This is a genomic window from Agarivorans aestuarii, assembly GCF_019670125.1.
Lineage (GTDB): Bacteria > Pseudomonadota > Gammaproteobacteria > Enterobacterales > Celerinatantimonadaceae > Agarivorans > Agarivorans aestuarii.
In genome coordinates, this window is the sequence record NZ_AP023033.1 from 2,031,326 (window position 1) to 2,045,422 (window position 14,097).

Here is a 14,097-nt window from a genome sequence, read left to right on the forward strand (position 1 = left end):
TATCCTAAATATTCTTGATGTTTTCGGCTTCCAGCTCATGAAAGTAACGTACTGTTTTTACTTTCAATTCCATAGTGGAAGGTTGGTCACATACTATCATCGCTTTAGGATGAAGTTGTAGGGCAGAAATAGTCCAAAGGTGGTTTACGCTGCCTTCTACCGCGGCTTCTAGCGCTTGGGCTTTGTTGTGTCCGGTCACCAATATAAGAATTTCTTCTGAATCAAGTAGAGTTCCCACTCCTACCGTAAGCGCCAGTTTTGGCACTTGCTCTAAGCTGTCGAAGAAGCGTGAATTAACCATACGGGTATCTTCGGTAAGGGTTTTAACCCGCGTTCTTGATGCCAAAGACGATGCAGGTTCGTTAAAAGCGATATGCCCGTCAACACCTACGCCACCCATAAACAAGTTTATTTTTCCGTATTGTTTAATTTTAGCTTCGTATCTGGCGCATTCTGCTTCTAAGTCTTCGGCGTTACCGTCGAGCAAGTTAATGTTCTCTGCTGGTATGTCTATCTGCGAGAAAAAATTGTTGTGCATAAAGCTGTAGTAGCTTTCTGGATGGTCACTAGGGATCCCAACATATTCATCCATGTTAAACGTTACAACGTGCTCAAAACTTAGTTCACCTTGTTTATGCAGTTCTATTAAGTGTTGATAAGTAGCTAGCGGCGTACCTCCAGTAGGGCAACCTAATACAAATGGGCGCTCAGCTGTGGGCTTATAGGACTTAATTTTCTCCGCGATATAAAGGGCGGACCATCGTCCTACTTGGTTTTTGTCGAGTAATGGTATTAATCTCATGATCGTTCTCCACTAAATTTAGGCTTAGTTTAGCAATATAATTCTCTTTGAAAAATAAGTTTTCGATATTTTGTGATAAATAGCCTGTTTTAGTCTCTATTGTTCGTGCTTGTGTCACATTTTTGCGGTTCTTTATTTGCGTGTGAATTTTTATTATTTACACTGCGAATTAAGTTCTTGGTGAATCATTAATCAACGAAATAACCAATGATGCACCAAGCTCGAATAGGCAAACGCTACTGGAAAATTGAACTTGGTTATTAATAACCATAACGAGGGATACTATGTTTAGCTATTTACAAAAAATTGGTCGAGCCTTAATGGTGCCCGTTGCTGTGCTACCAGCAGCAGCCATTTTAATGGGAATAGGTTATTGGATTGATCCGAACGGCTGGGGCGGTAATAGCGCGCTGGCAGCATTTTTGATTAAATCTGGCGCTGCTATTATCGACAACATGTCGGTACTGTTTGCTATTGGTATTGCCTATGGTATGTCTCGTGACAAAGACGGTGCTGCCGCGCTAGCCGGTTTTGTTGGCTACATGGTAATAACCACTTTGCTTTCTCCGGGAGCCGTAGAGCAAATTGGCTTGGTAACGCTAAATGATGCAAGCACACTGGCGTTTTCTAAAATCGAAAACCAATTTGTAGGTATTATCAGCGGTATTATGGCGGCCGAGCTGTATAACCGTTTTTACCAAGTTGAGCTGCATAAAGCGTTGTCCTTCTTTAGTGGTAAGCGTTTAGTTCCTATTCTTACCTCGGTAGCCGGTATTGTGGTGGCCTTTGTATTAATGTACCTGTGGCCGTTAATTTTTGGTGGCCTAGTTACTTTTGGTGAGAGTATTACCGGTATGGGCTCGGTAGGCGCGGGTATCTACGGCTTCTTTAACCGCTTACTCATTCCAATTGGCCTTCACCATGCACTAAATGCTGTGTTCTGGTTCGATATGGCCGGCATTAACGACCTAGGCAAGTTCTTGAGTGTTGCTTCTGATGCTGTGCCTGGAGAAACAGGCCGTTACATGGCGGGCTTCTTCCCGATTATGATGTTTGGATTACCAGGGGCGGCGCTAGCTATCTATCACACCGCTAAAGCTGAGAACAAAACTAAAGTTGCATCAATTATGATTGCCGCTGCTACAGCTTCGTTCTTTACCGGTGTAACAGAGCCGCTCGAGTTTGCCTTTATGTTTGTAGCTCCAGTACTCTACGTTGTACACGCGTTACTTACTGGTATCTCGGTATTTATTGCTGCGTCTATGCAATGGATGGCGGGCTTTGGCTTTAGTGCTGGTTTGGTTGATATGGTGTTGTCATCACGCAATCCGCTTGCTACCAACTGGTACATGCTGATTCCACAAGGCTTAGTATTCTTCGCAGTTTACTACTTTGTTTTCAAAACTATGATCATCAAAATGAACCTGAAAACGCCAGGGCGTGAAGATGCCACTGAAGAGGAAGCTAGCTTAAGCGTAGGTGGTTCGCACAGTGATACAGCTGATTTAGTACTAACCATGTTAGGTGGTACCGACAATTTAGTGCTAGTTGATAACTGCGCAACGCGTCTTCGCTTAGAAGTGAAAGACAGTGACCAAGTAAATGTAAATGAACTTAAAAAACATGTACCTGGCGTTATTATTCCAAGTAAAACGGCGGTACAAGTGGTGATTGGTCCACACGTAGAATTTGTTGCCAACGAGCTGAAGCTATTGGCGGCCAAATAAAAGAACAAAGAAAAGAGCAAACAAAAAGCAGTCGTCCTTAACTGCTATTGTGGTGATAGTGTTTGGCCCTCATTAGAGGGCCTTTTTTTTACTACTTTATATTGATTTTGATATTGGTTACTGAGTTATAGCAGCGGGTTCGGCATAGGCTTTGGTTCCCCATAGCGGTACTGTAGACAAGCTATGTTTGTAACTGCCCGATGTTTCTTTGGTTGAGTAAGATAAATACATTAGGGTTTGTGATTCTTCATCAAAAATTCGGCGTATTTTGAGTGATTTAAACAAAATGCTTTTCGACTTTTTAAACACCACTTCGCCAGATTTGCTTTTATCAATGTTAGCTAACATCGCTGGAGTGATTTCGCCAGTTTGGCGACAGGATATAGACATATCGCTGGGGTCTGCAAAGTCTAGATCGGCTTCTACATTAGCGATGTGACAGGTCACTCCGTCGATTAACGGATCTTTCAATACGCTGATTTTAATGTCTTTGGTGGTAAGTAAGCCTAAAGATACATCGGCGACTTCATTGCTATCGCAAGCAACTATAAAGCTACTGGCAAGCAGAATACTAAGGATCTTGTTCATAGAATCACTTCATAAATTTTTACGGGGTTACAGTATCTTCATACGCTACTAAGCTTGAGCGTATTTAGCAAATACCATTAAGGTCTGCTCTAGTTATTGATTAAATCTGTTTTAGCAGTCTTTGCATGTGGTTTCTTTACGTTGGTATTCAACAAGTCGTCCCTGTGAATCGATGGTGAACTGGCAACAAGACTGAAATAGCTTAAGCACTTCTAGGCGCGCTTTTTGTACTCGAGATTTTAAGGTTGAGTAATTCATTCCGTGCTGTTTTGCATAGTCTTTTTGAGATACGCCTTCTAGCTCAATACTCATCAGCATATAAGCCTCTTCGTCGGGTAGGGCGTGAATAAAAGGGGACATACACTGACTAAGCTGTTGGTGAATATTGCTTTCGTCTTGGCTATACCAAAGCTGGTCTTGCCGCAGTGCTTTGCTTTTTCCTTGCTGGCGATAAAAATCGATAATACTGTTGTTGGCGATTTGAAACAGCCAAGGTTTCACCTTAGCAGCATCTTTTAATTGGCTGATGTTCTGATAGGTTTTAAGCAGTATCTCTTGTAGCACATCATCTACGTCGGCAGCATCACTCAAGTTAGCGTGCAAAAAGGCTTTTAAACTATCACTGTATTGTTGCCATACTGATTCTAAGTTCATCGATTTTACTTAATGCTGGTAGAGGTTACAGACTTGCTATTGGCCTAGTATAAAAGCCAATAGCAAGCGTGAAGTTATAGCAAAGCACTTAGCAGCAAGAACTTACAACGCAGCTTGACGCAGGAGCGTTGCTGTTGCCCGCCAAGTAAGTATTGGTGAGATAAAAATCGCCAAATTTTTCTTCAAAGTCATCGGCAACTGTTTTGCTCACTAAGTCTGTAGCCAGTAAGTTGTTTTTCCAAGCTTGCATTTTCGGTAGGCCACACAAAAAGTCAAAGCCAGTTTTTTGTTTAACAATATGCGCTCGGTGCAACAAAGGCAACCAGGCAATGTCCACCTTACCTAGGTGATTGGTGCCAAAAAATAGGCTGGTGCCAGACAGCTTTTGTTCCGCTTTAGCGAAGGCTTTTATCAAGTTTTCACTTCGTTGTTCAAAATCTTCTTTGGTTTTGCTACCCATGGTGCTGCATTGGCTTAAATAGTGTTTACTAGCCAAGTAACTCCACGCTCGGTCTAAGGCACGTTGCTCGTTACTAAGCTTATCGTTTAGAGCGCCATATTCATCTTCAATGTATTCAATAATGGCATCTGATTCAAACAGCGCAGTGTTGTTTTCTGTCACTAAAACGGGAACCTGCCCATTAGGTGAAATATCCAAAAACCACTGAGGTTTGCCTTTTAAACTGATGTACTCAATTTGGTAGGTAATACCTTTGGCCTCAAGCGCTGCGGTTACACGTTGTACAAATGGGCATATTTTAAAGCTAACAATTTTAATCATTTTAATCTCGCTATCATGGTTATTTATCTATAAGACGAGCAACTAGATAAAAAGACGAAACTAATTTGCAGAAAACAGCTTTTTTTTGCGCTAGTTTTATCGCTCTACTTTAGCCAGGGCAATGCCCATCATTACAAACAGCGAGCCAAATACACGATTTTGCAAGGCTACAAACTTCGCCTTTCCTAACCATGGTTTTACCGCTGAAGCCAAGGTGGCATAACTAAACATAACGGCGCAATCAATCATTACCACTGTTATCCCTAAAAGCAAGTACTGGCCGGTCATATCTTGGGTTGGATTAACAAACTGCGGTAAAAATGCAGCAAGAAAAATAATTGATTTTGGGTTCATTAAGTTAACGATAAACCCTTGTTTGATAAGTTGTGAGCTGGATTTAACGGCTACATCTTTTCCAGTTAGTGCTACTGATTTCTCAAAGAATTTACTAATGCCTAAATAAAGGAGGTAGGCTGCGCCTAGATACTTTACTGCGGTGAACGCTATCGCCGAAGACGCTAACAATGCGCCTAAACCAATAGACACAATAATTAGATGAGTGACAAGAGCTAGTTGTAAGCCAGCTATGTTTTTACATGCCTGTTTAAAACCACCACTTAATGAATGGCTAATAGTGGCTACTGTGCCAGCTCCCGGTGAAATACTAAATACAATACAAGCGGCTACAAAGGTGAGCCATACACTGAGCAACATGGGGAAATCCTTGTAAAGAAGCCCTTAAACATTGCTGCAATATCGCAGAATAGCCTAAGGGCGTCTAGAGCTTGCCGTAAAATGTTTAGCTTTGGCGTTTAGAAGACAATATTGGCAAATATACCGCCAAGAAAATCAAACTCGTGATTATCCAAAGTCCAGCACTTAAATTCCAAGCTAACAAAGCATCAGCAAGGGGTAAAAAAGTGCGTATTAAAGTAGCCGCTACTAAGAGGATAAACGCAATGCTAATAATCGGCTTGATGATCAATGTTCTGCCGGTATGGCCAAGCGATACACGGCTCATCATGGCAAAAATCATCAAACCAATGGCTCCAATGGTAATAATATGCAGTGCATTGCTAAAGCTTAGTGAAGCAATGTAATAACTTGCGCCGAGCGCTATTAAACCTAGAGCCATAAGCAAGTAAGAAATGTGCAAGGACCACAACAGCGGCACTTTTAGGGTATTGATACTGCGCCAGAATGCTAAGCGGAATAAATGTAATAGCCCCAACAGCATTAAACTAAGCGGTACCAAGTGGTAAGTATTCACAAAGTGGCTAGCGATAAAAGTCGCGGTAGTAGCGATGGCCAATGGACCTACTAAGCGGTTGATCCACACCGGACACTCTATGGCTGCGGTTTGGGCGCCGCGAACAGTAAAGAAAGGGATTACTCTGCCACCCACCAAAGCCATCATAATAGTAAACAATAAAACCATGGCTCGAGTTAAATGTAGTGCTAGGGCAGTATTGGCGAGCAAGTCACTGGCTAAAATCGCCAGGTTTATCAAACCCATGACCGACAATAGAGCGATAAATATGTAGTTACGTCGATTTTGCGCAGCAAATACCAACTTACTATAGATGATTACAACAGCTAGCCACCACAAACCTTGTAATACACTTGCGAGTATTGCGCTCTCAGCGGTGTTTATATAAAAGGCTATACGAGCAAAACACCATAATAGCACCAAGCCCGCCAGCGCTTTTCCTTTAATGCTTGGTTGACCGGTCCAAGTTTGTACTGCGGTTAAAATGAAACCAACAGCGACGGTGGCGCCAAAGCCAACTAGCATTTCATGGGCGTGCCAAACCTGTGGACTTAAGCCGCTAAAGCCAATCAAGTTGTGTCCGTTTAACAGTAGTATCCAAAGCGCTATGCTAATCGCAGAACTAAGCGCCGCCGCCAAGAAGAATGGGCGAAAGGCTAATTCTAATATTGGATGTTGGTGCCAGTGTTGGGGAATATTGTTTGTATCGGGTTCAGCAATTTTAATCACTATATAACCTCATGACCGAGTTCGTTGAATCCTACACAGCGTAACACGTAACCCACTTTTAAAATGCCAGCAAACACTATGGTAGATATGTGCGCGGTAATTTGCATTGGAATAGAAAAAGCCTGCGCTAAGGGGTAGGAGATGATAATGGATGAAATGATCACAACAAGTGAAACCAGCATTAACCAGTTTCCACCCACTATACAACGCATGTATTGGCGAAAAGCACTTGGTTTGTTTGAATCTACGAATAAAGGAAAGTGTTTCATGGAGTTCTCCTGATACTAGCTATTTGATATTCATTTCTCGTTTACATAAGTACTTCGCAATCTTCATACCAACTATTTAAAGCCGCTAAGACCCGTAAATCGCGCTGTTCTTATACTTATTGTGTCATTATGACAGCTTGATGGCTGTAGTCATAAGGACTACTATGTGTAAAAATGAGGGGTTGCAATGTCTGATATATCTTCAAAAGCCTTAATTGAGTTAGCCTTAGATTTAGCCCAAAACTTAAGTAGCAAAGACCGTTTCGACCGTTTATTGGACACAGTGCGTAAAACCATTGCTTGTGATGCAGTGGCTTTGCTAGCAGTGCGTGGAGAGTTGCTAACGCCACTCACCTTACAAGGCCTAAGTCGCGATACCTTAGGTAGACGTTTTTATTTGTCGGAGCATCCTCGTTTTCAACAAATTTGTGCCTCCAGCACCCCAGTGCGTTTTCCGGCCAACTGTGAGTTACCAGATCCCTATGATGGCTTGTTGATTGATCGAGAGGGTGATTTACCGGTGCATGCCTGTATGGGTTTACCCTTGTATTTTGATCAAAGCTTAATTGGCGTGCTTACCTTAGATAGCTTTACTCCTGAAGTATTTGATGACATTCCCAATAGAACACTTGAAGTAATCTCCGCCATGGCGGCAGCTAGCCTGAATACGGGTTTAACCTTAGATTTACTGGAGCAGCAGGCTCACCATTCACAACAAGTATTAGAAGAGCTAAATCAAGCCGCATGGCACCACAACAGTGATGAGATTGTGGGGGAAAGCCCAGTGATGAAGCGCTTAAAACAAGAAATTGCGCTGGTAGCTCCCTCTGACTTTACTATCTTGATCCAAGGGGAAACCGGTGTGGGTAAAGAGCTGGTAGCGCGCTCTTTGCACCTACAATCGTCTCGCTACAAAGCGCCAATCGTGCATGTCAATTGCGCGGCCTTGCCAGATAACTTGATTGAAAGTGAGTTGTTTGGCCATGTAAAAGGTGCATTTACCGGAGCAGATAAAAACCGTGCAGGTAAGTTTAGCATTGCAGATGGCGGTACCATTTTTCTTGATGAAATTGGTGAGCTGCCTTTAACTGCCCAAAGTAAGCTATTAAGGGTACTGCAAAACCAAGAAGTGCAGGCGCTTGGGCAAGACAAAATTCAAAAAGTAGATGTGCGGGTGATTGCCGCCACGAACCGCGATTTAGCAAAGGAAGTTGAGCAAGGCCGGTTTCGCGCCGATTTGTATCATCGCTTATCGGTCTACCCTGTGTTGGTTCCACCTTTAAGAGAGAGAGTGGGGGATGTTCAATTATTAGCGGGCTTTTTTGTGGAGCTGGTTAAACGCAAATTGGGGATTCCACAAATAAAACTACAAAGTGATTTAGTGGCTTATCTAAATGCCTACGATTGGCCTGGCAATGTTAGGGAATTAGAACATCTAATTAGCCGCGCAGCGCTAAAAGCGCGAGCTCACCAAAATGGTAAAGCTATTGTACGAATTAGCGTTACCGATTGTGGTGAGCTTAAATCAGCAGATATTGCAGAAGCGTCCTCGTATCAATCGACTGCACCCACAAGCATTGCTGCCGGCTTTAATTTACGTCAAGCCACAGATATGTATCAAAAAAGCTTGGTAGCAGCGAGTTTAGAAAAACACCAAGGAAGCTGGTCGGCGGCAGCTAAAGAGCTAGGGGTTGATAGAGCCAATCTAAGCCGCTTGGCAAAACGTTTGGGTTTAAGTGTGGACAAAGTGGTTAAACGCTAAACTATAGTTTGCTTGTGTACGTAGTTACTGAGACAACAAAACATCAAGGAAGAACTGTGAATTACATATTATCGACAGGCTTAGCGCTTTTACTACTCTCAAGCCCAGCGACTGCTGAGCAAACCAGCCAGTTTGCGTTAATTGACCATGAAGGAGTAAAAACCTGGGTTAAACGCGATGGTGATAAGCTACTTCACTTAAATGCTTCTCCTTTAGATGAAGGCCAAGTTAATGGTCAAACTTCGGCTGAGGCATCAGCTAAGTACTTAATGCCGATAAAACCGGCCACAGTATTTGCAGTGGGTTTAAACTATCGCAGCCATGCTGGAGATGCAGGTGCCAGCAAGCCAGAAATTTTTTACAAGTCATATAGCTCCATGAGTATTGGAGGCCCGTTGCAGCTCCCAAAGGATGCGCGAAATGTGCATTTTGAGGGAGAGCTGGTGGTTGTGATTGGTCAAAACTGCTCAAAGGTATCTAAGCAAAATGCTGGAGAATGTATATTTGGTTACACAGTAGGGAATGATCTCACCGAGCGTTCTTGGCAAGGTCGAGATTTGCAATGGTGGCGGGCTAAAGGCGCCGATGGTTTTGCTCCCATCTCACCTTGGATAACTCAAACTACAGCTCAAAACCAGTTCACTGTGACCACTAAGCTAAACGGCGATATCGTTCAACAAGAATCGTCTGCGAACATGATTCACTCTGTAGAGGATATTGTTAGTTACATTAGCCAATATGTAAGCTTGCAAGCTTATGATGTGATCTTTACTGGTACACCGGGAAGAACTAAAGCACTAAAGAGTGGAGACCAAGTAGAAGTGAGTATTGAAGGCCTAGGTATGGTGTCTACTCAAATTGAGTAAACACCCATGTTATATGGCTTTATTTTACAGGGGTTAAGCCCTTATTGCGATTGTCTACAGCGCCGTCTAGATCAAAGTCGGCAGACTTCCAAGCGCTGGCTTCTTGGTGAGTGAACTTTTTAGCGGCCCATGCAGTGGCTGAAGAAAGATCAAAGCCTGAATCTATCCAACCTCGGGCGTCAACAGCAGTGAAGGCTTGGGCCCAAGCTGTGATTTGGTTTGGGTCACTAAAGTTTTGGTCTATAAATTCTTTAACTTGTGGTTGGCTCATACCTGCTCGTACATAAGTTTGTACTTGTTCAACATTTACCCCGATTTCTTTCCAAGATGCAATTTCAGATTCTGACATACCATCCCAGGTGGGTTGGCTAGAACAAGCAACCAATAGCAGGATGCTAAAAGCAACACTAAGTAGACGCATGACATATTCCCTTAATTATCAACAGTAACCATTAATCACTATAAACCATGACTACAAATTCGCCATTTCCTAAACAAACCATAAGTAAGAAAGGTGGGGGTGAATGACTTTGATTCCAGTCTTATTGGTAGAAGTTGAAGCAAGGCGCTGGTTGAGGTTAGCCAAAAGGAACGCAAAAAAGTTAATCAATCTGAGCTGTTTAATGGCAAGGCGGGGATGCAGAACAGATGCATAAGGCGATCTTTTCATCGCTTGTTCGATGGTTGCTTGTACTAAGGCTAAGAATCAGGGATTATACGGCTTTAATTAGCGTTTCATTATTTATAGGTAGGCTGGTATGAGTGAGGCGGAAAATCGCCCTAGCAATTTCATTCGTCACATCATTGATGAAGATCTTAAATCCGGAAAGCATGACACAGTGCATACACGTTTCCCACCGGAGCCAAATGGTTATCTGCACATCGGCCATGCTAAGTCGATTTGTTTGAACTTTGGTATTGCTCAAGACTACCAGGGCGCATGTAACTTGCGCTTCGATGATACCAACCCTGAAAAAGAAGATATCGACTACGTTAACTCAATTCAGCAAGACGTAAAGTGGCTTGGTTTCGATTGGGATGGTGAGGTATGTTACTCATCAAACTATTTTGATCAGTTATACGCTTATGCTGAAGAGTTGATTCAAAAGGGTTTGGCCTTCGTTTGTTTCTTAAATGCCGACGAAGCGCGTGAGTACCGTGGCACCTTAAGCCAACCAGGTAAAAACAGCCCTTACCGCGATACTCCTGTTGAAGAAAACTTGGCGTTATTTAGAAAAATGCGCGCGGGTGAATTTAAAGAAGGTGAGTGTTCGTTACGCGCCAAAATCGACATGAGCTCTTCGTTCATGTGTATGCGTGACCCGGTTATTTATCGAGTTCGATTTGCTCACCACCACCAAACCGGTGATAAGTGGTGCATTTACCCAATGTACGATTTTACGCATTGTATTTCGGATGCGATCGAAGGCATTACTCACTCTTTGTGTACGTTAGAATTCCAAGATAACCGTCGTTTATACGATTGGGTACTGGAGAACATTACCATCGAGACAGTACCGCATCAGTACGAGTTCTCGCGTTTAAACCTTGAATACACGGTAATGTCTAAGCGTAAGCTAAATACTTTAGTTACCGATGGTCATGTAAACGGTTGGAATGATCCACGCATGTTAACCATTGCTGGTTTGCGCCGCCGTGGTTATACCGCAGGCTCTATTGTTGAGTTTTGTAAGCGTATCGGCGTGACCAAAATGGAAAACATGGTAGAAATGCCAATGTTGGAAGCCTGTATTCGCGAAGATCTTAATGCTAATGCACCACGTGCGATGGCAGTACTTGACCCGATTAAGGTAGTGATAGAAAACTACCCGGAAGATAAGGTTGAGCAACTTTCTGCACCTCTTCACCCAAGTGAAGACATGGGCGAGCGTGAAGTGCCATTTAGTCGAGAACTTTATATTGAAGCAGAAGACTTTCGTGAAGAAGCCAATAAAAAGTTCAAGCGTTTAGTGATCGGCAAAGAAGTGCGCTTACGTAATGCTTATATGATTAAAGCTGAGCGTTGCGACAAAGATGAAAACGGTAATGTAACTACGGTTTATTGTAGCTATGACGAAACGACCTTAGGTAAAAACCCAGAAGATGGGCGTAAGCCAAAAGGCGTTATTCATTGGGTTTCTGCCGAGCACGCAAAACCTGCTGAAATTCGTTTATACGACCGTTTGTTCTCGGTGGCAAACCCTGCGGCCGAAGAAGACTTTACTGCTGTGCTTAATCCAGAATCATTGGTGGTTAAACGAGGCTTTGTAGAGCCAAGCCTAGTGACTGCCAAAGCAGAACAAGCTTATCAGTTTGAACGCCAAGGTTACTTTTGTACTGACAGTGTAGATTCAAGCCCTGAAGCCTTAGTGTTTAACCGCACCGTGGGTTTACGTGATACTTGGGCCAAGATTAGTGGCTAAGTGCTAGTAATTAAACGTTTGCCAATAGAGATGGAGTTGTATCGATGAGCAAAACGACTTTGGTTAGCCAAGCCGATGCCTTGCCTGGGCGTTTGGAAGCAATTGAATTAGATGGTATTCACGCTGTAAATGGTAGTAACTACCTAGAGAATGCTGGCACTAATCAAGCAACGGCTTATTTTGGCTTGGGTTGTTTTTGGGGCGCAGAGCGTCTGTTTTGGCAACAGCAAGGCGTAATAACTACAGCGGTAGGCTATGCTGGCGGTTTTACGCCTAACCCTAATTACGATGAAGTGTGTACCGGTTTAACTGGGCATACTGAAGTTGTAAAAGTGATTTACGACCCAAGTGTTGTTAGCTATCAGCAATTGTTGACCTGCTTTTTTGAGCAGCACGACCCTACTCAAGGCATGCGCCAGGGTGGGGATGTTGGAACTCAATATCGCTCGATGATATTTGCTACTAACAGTGAACAGCTGGAGCTTGCTAAGCAAGCTCAACAGGCTTATCAAAAAGCTTTGCAAGGAGAAGGTTTAGCGCATGCTATTAGTACCGAGTTAGTTAACTTTGATACTTTTTATTACGCAGAGCTATACCATCAGCAATACCTGCACAAGAACCCCAACGGTTACTGTGGCTTGGGTGGACTAGGTGTATGTTTACCGCCTTGGCTTCAAGACTAAATTGATAAAGCAGCCTAAGGGCTGCTTTTTTATTTGCTAATTTATGACCATAGTTGATGCGTTACCAACGCAAAGGCATTTTCATTGGCTGGTTTGCGTTTTGTAAGCCACACATTTCATCGTAGGCCGAATGCTGAACCAGCCAAACCTTATCGATGGCCTGTTCTTGATAGTGTTGTTTTATGCTAGAAATACTGGAGAACCTGTGAGGGCGGTGATTGTTATCGCAAAGTACAGCTTCAGTATTGTGTTGTTTCTCGTTAACTAGGTAGATGTCGCCTTCATGAGAATTAATAATCAGATCCATATCAGCCTCCTTAGCTTGTGTATTAAATACGCAACAAACTAGCGAGAAGATGACTAAGTCTAAAAATTAATGAAAAGAGTTGGGGGAGGAGAACCACCCCCACTGTGTTATAAACTAGCGGCGCAGTTTTAAGATACTAATAGGGCAGGTAATGCCTAGTTTCTCAGCGGCTTGTTTAAATCCAGCCTCTAAATTTTCGAAGCTCATATTTGAGGTGAACTCCATGCAGAGCATGTCACGTTCTTTCTCGATGTTCCATAATACGGCTTCATCGGCGGTGGCAGATTGGACTAGCGGAAGTGCTTGTGTAATTGCTGCGCTTATTTTTGCTTTATATCTCATGAATCACCTTTGAGAGAGTAAGGGTCGCAGATCTCTCACTCTCTAACTACTAGATATTTATCGTTCCAAGGTTATTAGGGCAATAGCATATTGGATTCAGTTTCCAATGCGAAGCCATTACTTCTTCTCATCATCCATGACTCTGTTATCTTAAAGCACTTTTGATTACAAGACTGTGTAAAAGTTCGCATATTGCGATAAATATGACAATTTTTAGATTAATATAAGTTTTAAATGCTAATTTATAAACGTCAAATAAGATAAATAGCTTAATTGATAATCACTCATAATTTCAGCTACCTATGGCCTATTGTTATTTCTGATACTAGTTGGTGTACTAGGTTGTCTAAGGTTGAAAAGTCATCTTCATAAAGGATTTGATTTTTTGCTTTACTTGAGAAGGGTAATAGCTCTAACCAGCGTAAAACTACCCAATATTCATCATCATAAGCGAAAAAGTCTGGGTGTTGCTCGTACAGCTCATGCTGGGTTAAAACCTGTTGTAATTTTTCACTTAAGTCATCTTCAACTGTGGGAGGCTCTTCAAGTTGCCAATTGGGTTTAGCTTGAGCAAAAGCGCTATAAAGCTTATCGTCGGCCTGACTGGTATCACTTAAGTCTACGCGTTTGATGCCGCGAATGGTAATGCCAAGCATACCGTCTTCAAGTTGCTCAAAATCTTCTATTTGGCAATGAACACCTATGTTGAACTCAGTATGATCTTCCAATAGTGGTTGGCATAATACAAAGCCTTTCGCTTCTTCACTGGCTATAGAGACCAAGCGCAAATAACGCGGTTCAAATACACGTAATTTGCTCAGCCCTCCCGGCAAAACAAAAAGCTCTAATGGAAACAAGGGTAAGCGCATAGTTCACCTTATCCAATCTAATTAA

At 42.7% G+C, this 14,097-nt stretch carries 16 protein-coding genes; 5 read left to right on the forward strand and 11 right to left on the reverse strand.

What is annotated here, in order from left to right:
• Positions 1 to 4: 4 nt before the first annotated feature.
• Positions 5 to 802, reverse strand: coding sequence for a glucosamine-6-phosphate deaminase (gene nagB / locus K5609_RS09490; protein ID WP_016401073.1), 798 nt, complete (start codon positions 800 to 802; stop codon positions 5 to 7).
• Positions 803 to 1,086: 284 nt separating this feature from the next.
• Here nagB and nagE point away from each other — a divergent pair, with 284 nt between their 5' ends.
• The gene (gene nagE / locus K5609_RS09495; protein WP_221076946.1) at positions 1,087 to 2,529 is read left to right on the forward strand and encodes an N-acetylglucosamine-specific PTS transporter subunit IIBC; all 1,443 of its coding nucleotides are present in this window, start codon (positions 1,087 to 1,089) and stop codon (positions 2,527 to 2,529) included.
• Between the two features lie 117 nt (positions 2,530 to 2,646).
• Here nagE and K5609_RS09500 read toward each other — a convergent pair whose 3' ends face one another.
• From K5609_RS09500 to K5609_RS09525, 6 genes are all read right to left on the reverse strand, one after another.
• Positions 2,647 to 3,117, reverse strand: coding sequence for a CreA family protein (locus K5609_RS09500; protein WP_221076947.1), 471 nt, complete (start codon positions 3,115 to 3,117; stop codon positions 2,647 to 2,649).
• A 111-nt stretch (positions 3,118 to 3,228) separates the two neighbouring features.
• Positions 3,229 to 3,771 carry an RNA polymerase sigma factor SigZ gene (sigZ, locus tag K5609_RS09505; RefSeq protein WP_221076948.1) on the reverse strand — a complete coding sequence of 181 codons (543 nt, stop codon included), beginning with the start codon at positions 3,769 to 3,771 and terminating at the stop codon, positions 3,229 to 3,231.
• An 88-nt stretch (positions 3,772 to 3,859) separates the two neighbouring features.
• Positions 3,860 to 4,552, reverse strand: a complete 693-nt coding sequence (locus tag K5609_RS09510) for a glutathione S-transferase family protein (RefSeq protein WP_221076949.1) — start codon at positions 4,550 to 4,552, stop codon at positions 3,860 to 3,862.
• A 96-nt stretch (positions 4,553 to 4,648) separates the two neighbouring features.
• Positions 4,649 to 5,266, reverse strand: a complete 618-nt coding sequence (gene rhtB, locus K5609_RS09515; protein WP_221076950.1) for a homoserine/homoserine lactone efflux protein — start codon at positions 5,264 to 5,266, stop codon at positions 4,649 to 4,651.
• A gap of 85 nt (positions 5,267 to 5,351) precedes the next feature.
• The gene (locus tag K5609_RS09520) at positions 5,352 to 6,551 is read right to left on the reverse strand and encodes an NnrS family protein (protein WP_221076951.1); all 1,200 of its coding nucleotides are present in this window, start codon (positions 6,549 to 6,551) and stop codon (positions 5,352 to 5,354) included.
• A complete protein-coding gene (locus K5609_RS09525; protein WP_221076952.1) occupies positions 6,551 to 6,820 on the reverse strand; it encodes a hypothetical protein in 270 nt (89 codons plus the stop codon). Before K5609_RS09525 ends, K5609_RS09520 begins: the two co-directional genes overlap by 1 nt.
• 187 nt (positions 6,821 to 7,007) lie before the next feature.
• Here K5609_RS09525 and norR point away from each other — a divergent pair, with 187 nt between their 5' ends.
• Both norR and K5609_RS09535 read left to right on the forward strand, forming a co-directional pair.
• Positions 7,008 to 8,582 (forward strand): nitric oxide reductase transcriptional regulator NorR, encoded by a 1,575-nt coding sequence (gene norR / locus K5609_RS09530; protein WP_221076953.1) that lies wholly within the window; start codon positions 7,008 to 7,010, stop codon positions 8,580 to 8,582.
• A 56-nt stretch (positions 8,583 to 8,638) separates the two neighbouring features.
• Positions 8,639 to 9,448 (forward strand): fumarylacetoacetate hydrolase family protein, encoded by an 810-nt coding sequence (locus K5609_RS09535; RefSeq protein ID WP_221076954.1) that lies wholly within the window; start codon positions 8,639 to 8,641, stop codon positions 9,446 to 9,448.
• Between the two features lie 19 nt (positions 9,449 to 9,467).
• Here K5609_RS09535 and K5609_RS09540 read toward each other — a convergent pair whose 3' ends face one another.
• Positions 9,468 to 9,869 (reverse strand): hypothetical protein, encoded by a 402-nt coding sequence (locus K5609_RS09540; protein WP_221076955.1) that lies wholly within the window; start codon positions 9,867 to 9,869, stop codon positions 9,468 to 9,470.
• Positions 9,870 to 10,206: 337 nt separating this feature from the next.
• On the opposite strand from K5609_RS09540, the gene glnS reads away from it, so the two are divergent.
• Entirely contained in the window at positions 10,207 to 11,871 is a 1,665-nt protein-coding gene (gene glnS / locus K5609_RS09545; RefSeq protein ID WP_221076956.1) for a glutamine--tRNA ligase, read from the forward strand.
• Positions 11,872 to 11,915: 44 nt separating this feature from the next.
• The gene (gene msrA, locus K5609_RS09550; RefSeq protein ID WP_221076957.1) at positions 11,916 to 12,554 is read left to right on the forward strand and encodes a peptide-methionine (S)-S-oxide reductase MsrA; all 639 of its coding nucleotides are present in this window, start codon (positions 11,916 to 11,918) and stop codon (positions 12,552 to 12,554) included.
• Positions 12,555 to 12,615: 61 nt separating this feature from the next.
• Here msrA and K5609_RS09555 read toward each other — a convergent pair whose 3' ends face one another.
• The 3 genes from K5609_RS09555 to K5609_RS09565 all read right to left on the reverse strand — a co-directional run bounded on the left by K5609_RS09555 (position 12,616) and on the right by K5609_RS09565 (position 14,072).
• Positions 12,616 to 12,861 carry a DUF6482 family protein gene (locus K5609_RS09555; protein WP_221076958.1) on the reverse strand — a complete coding sequence of 82 codons (246 nt, stop codon included), beginning with the start codon at positions 12,859 to 12,861 and terminating at the stop codon, positions 12,616 to 12,618.
• Positions 12,862 to 12,975: 114 nt separating this feature from the next.
• A complete protein-coding gene (locus tag K5609_RS09560; RefSeq protein WP_221076959.1) occupies positions 12,976 to 13,203 on the reverse strand; it encodes a hypothetical protein in 228 nt (75 codons plus the stop codon).
• Between the two features lie 296 nt (positions 13,204 to 13,499).
• Entirely contained in the window at positions 13,500 to 14,072 is a 573-nt protein-coding gene (locus K5609_RS09565; protein ID WP_221076960.1) for an LON peptidase substrate-binding domain-containing protein, read from the reverse strand.
• Positions 14,073 to 14,097: the final 25 nt, after the last annotated feature.